At 70.5% G+C, this 2,306-nt stretch carries 2 protein-coding genes and 2 pseudogenes; 3 read left to right on the top strand and 1 reads right to left on the bottom strand.

Going from position 1 to position 2,306, the window contains the following annotated elements; all coding sequences use genetic code 11:
- Nucleotides 1-109: 109 nt before the first annotated feature.
- Nucleotides 110-964, bottom strand: coding sequence for a bifunctional methylenetetrahydrofolate dehydrogenase/methenyltetrahydrofolate cyclohydrolase (locus ABT116_RS42990; RefSeq protein ID WP_351646172.1), 855 nt, complete (start codon nt 962-964; stop codon nt 110-112).
- Between the two features lie 275 nt (nt 965-1,239).
- On the opposite strand from ABT116_RS42990, the gene ABT116_RS42985 reads away from it, so the two are divergent.
- From ABT116_RS42985 to ABT116_RS42975, 3 genes and pseudogenes are all read left to right on the top strand, one after another.
- On the top strand, nt 1,240-1,827 hold the full coding sequence (locus ABT116_RS42985) for a hypothetical protein (protein WP_351646170.1): 588 nt from the start codon (nt 1,240-1,242) through the stop codon (nt 1,825-1,827).
- Nucleotides 1,828-1,960: 133 nt separating this feature from the next.
- Nucleotides 1,961-2,065, top strand: a pseudogene (locus ABT116_RS42980) (FHA domain-containing protein); the annotation flags it as partial.
- Nucleotides 2,066-2,115: 50 nt separating this feature from the next.
- A pseudogene (locus tag ABT116_RS42975) lies at nt 2,116-2,306 on the top strand (protein kinase); the annotation flags it as partial.

Here is a 2,306-nt window from a genome sequence, read left to right as displayed (position 1 = left end):
CCCGCTCGGGGCCTCTTGCCCATCCGGGACTGTGCGCCCGCTCGCGGCCTCATGCCCCCTTGAGGTCTCGCGCCCGCCCGAGGTCTCGCGCCCGCCCGGGGCCTTGTGCTCAGCCGGCACTGCGCTCCGCCGCCTCGACCACGTTGACGAGCAGCTGGGCACGGGTCATCGGGCCGACTCCGCCGGGGTTGGGGGAGATCCAGCCGGCGACCTCGGCGACGTCGGGGTGGACGTCGCCCACGATCTTGCCCTCGGCGCTGCGGGAGACGCCGACGTCGAGGACGGCCGCGCCGGGCTTCACGTCCTCGGCACGGATCAGATGGGCGGAGCCTGCCGCGGCCACGATGATGTCCGCGCGCTTGAGATGAGCCGACAGGTCACGCGTGCCGGTGTGGCACTGCGTCACGGTGGCGTTCTCGCTGCGGCGGGTGAGCAGCAGCGGCATCGGCCGGCCGATGGTCACCCCGCGTCCGACGACCACGACCTCGGCGCCCTTGATCTCCACGCCGTAGCGGCGGAGCAGCGTCAGCACACCGTTCGGGGTGCAGGGCAGCGGGGCGGGCTCGTTGAGGACGAGGCGCCCCAGGTTCATCGGGTGCAGCCCGTCCGCGTCCTTGTCCGGATCCATCAGTTCGAGGATGCGGTTCTCGTCGATGCCCTTGGGCAGCGGCAGTTGCACGATGTACCCGGTGCAGGCCGGGTCCTCGTTCAGCTCGCGGACGGCCGCCTCGATCTCCTCCTGGGTCGCCGTGGCGGGCAGTTCGCGCTGGATGGAGGCGATGCCCACCTGCGCGCAGTCGCGGTGCTTGCCGGCGACGTACTTCTGGCTGCCGGGGTCTTCCCCGACCAGGATCGTGCCGAGGCCGGGCGTGACGCCCTTCTCCTTCAGCGCCGCCACGCGGGCGGTCAGATCGGACTTGATCGCGGCTGCGGTGGCCTTGCCATCGAGAATCTGGGCGGTCATGGCCCCATCCTCGCGGATGACCCCGCCACGGTTCCAATCCGACCGCAATCCGGGCACCGCGGGGCCCCTCGTCCCGTATCCGCCCATGATCAGCGATGTTGCACTTGCACAACACATCGGGAATGCGGCTGGACAAGCCGGTCAGTGGTGAAGAACGATGAGCCGACAAGTGCCGCGGGCAGCTCAACGGGGGGACGGTCGCAATACTGAAGATTTTCCTCCGTGCGGATGTCACGCGTCGTCCCCGCACTCGGACCAACGGAGGAAAGTCCCCCATGAGCTACGGCGACCCGAACAACCCCTACGGCGCTCCCCAGGGACAGCAGCCGCAGCAGCCGCAGCAGCCGGGCTACGGTTACCCGCAGGACCAGGGGCAGGCTCCCGGTTACGGCTACCCGCAGGCCCCTCCGGTCTCCCCCTACGGCGGCCCCGCCGCACCGACCACGATGCCCGGCTCGGTGGGCGCGGCCCGCGTGATGATGTGGGTCATCGTCGGCCTCCAGGTCGTCGGCATCGCGATCCTCGCCTTCGCCGCCGCGGCACTCAACGCCGCGAAGGACGAGGAGTCCCTCAAGGACGACACCGCCTTCCAGGACCTGGTCGGCAACTCGACCGGCGTGATCTGGGGCTACGTGGTCTTCGGCCTGGCATGGCTGGTGTTCGCGGCCGTCCTGGCGACGAAGTTCAAGAACGGCGGCAACGGCGCCCGGGTCACCATCCTGGTCTTCGCCATCATCACGGCGGTCCTCGGCATCTACCCGTTCATCCTCGTCGGCCTGGTGCACACCGTCCTGGCCGTCCTGGTCGCGGTGTTCGTCGGCAACGCCAACGGCAAGGCCTGGTTCAACCGCCCCCGCTACTGAGCGGGCCCGGTCGACAGGACCGGTTCACGCCAAACACTTCCAAGGGCCGTGTCTCACCCGTTCGAGGGGGGCACGGCCCTGGTGCGTCGCCCTAGTCTGACGGTGGTAGCTGTTCAGGCACGGGGAGAGCACCTTGTACAGCATCATCGTGGTACCTCCGCCGACCACGGAGGACGAGCGAAACCGCACCCCCCTTCACATCGCGCCCGGTGAACGACTCGCCCGCGGCCGATCCGCGCCCGTCGCCGCCGGGATCCTCGGCCGTCCCGGCCGGGCCGGGGCGATCCGGTGACCGAGGCGTACGCCGTACCCGTGCCCAAGGGCTACCGGGTCGGCGTCTGGGAGGTGCGCGACCCCATCGCGACGGGCGCCTTCGGCAGTGTGTACGCGGCCCGGCGCGTCGGTGACGGCACCGGAACCGGCACCGAACTGCCGCCCACGGCCGCGCTGAAGTTCCTGCCCACCGGGACGGCAACGCC

Origin of the sequence: Streptomyces sp. NPDC002130, assembly GCF_040296465.1 — a bacterium.
Lineage (GTDB): Bacteria > Actinomycetota > Actinomycetes > Streptomycetales > Streptomycetaceae > Streptomyces.
This window is presented reverse-complemented; position numbering and strand designations above follow the sequence as displayed.

Excerpts from the sequence above, each read along its gene's own strand:
- ABT116_RS42985 (WP_351646170.1), top strand. The coding sequence starts at position 1,240 with ATGAGCTACGGCGACCCGAACAACCCCTACGGCGCTCCCCAGGGACAG.
- ABT116_RS42990 (WP_351646172.1), bottom strand. The coding sequence starts at position 964 with ATGACCGCCCAGATTCTCGATGGCAAGGCCACCGCAGCCGCGATCAAG.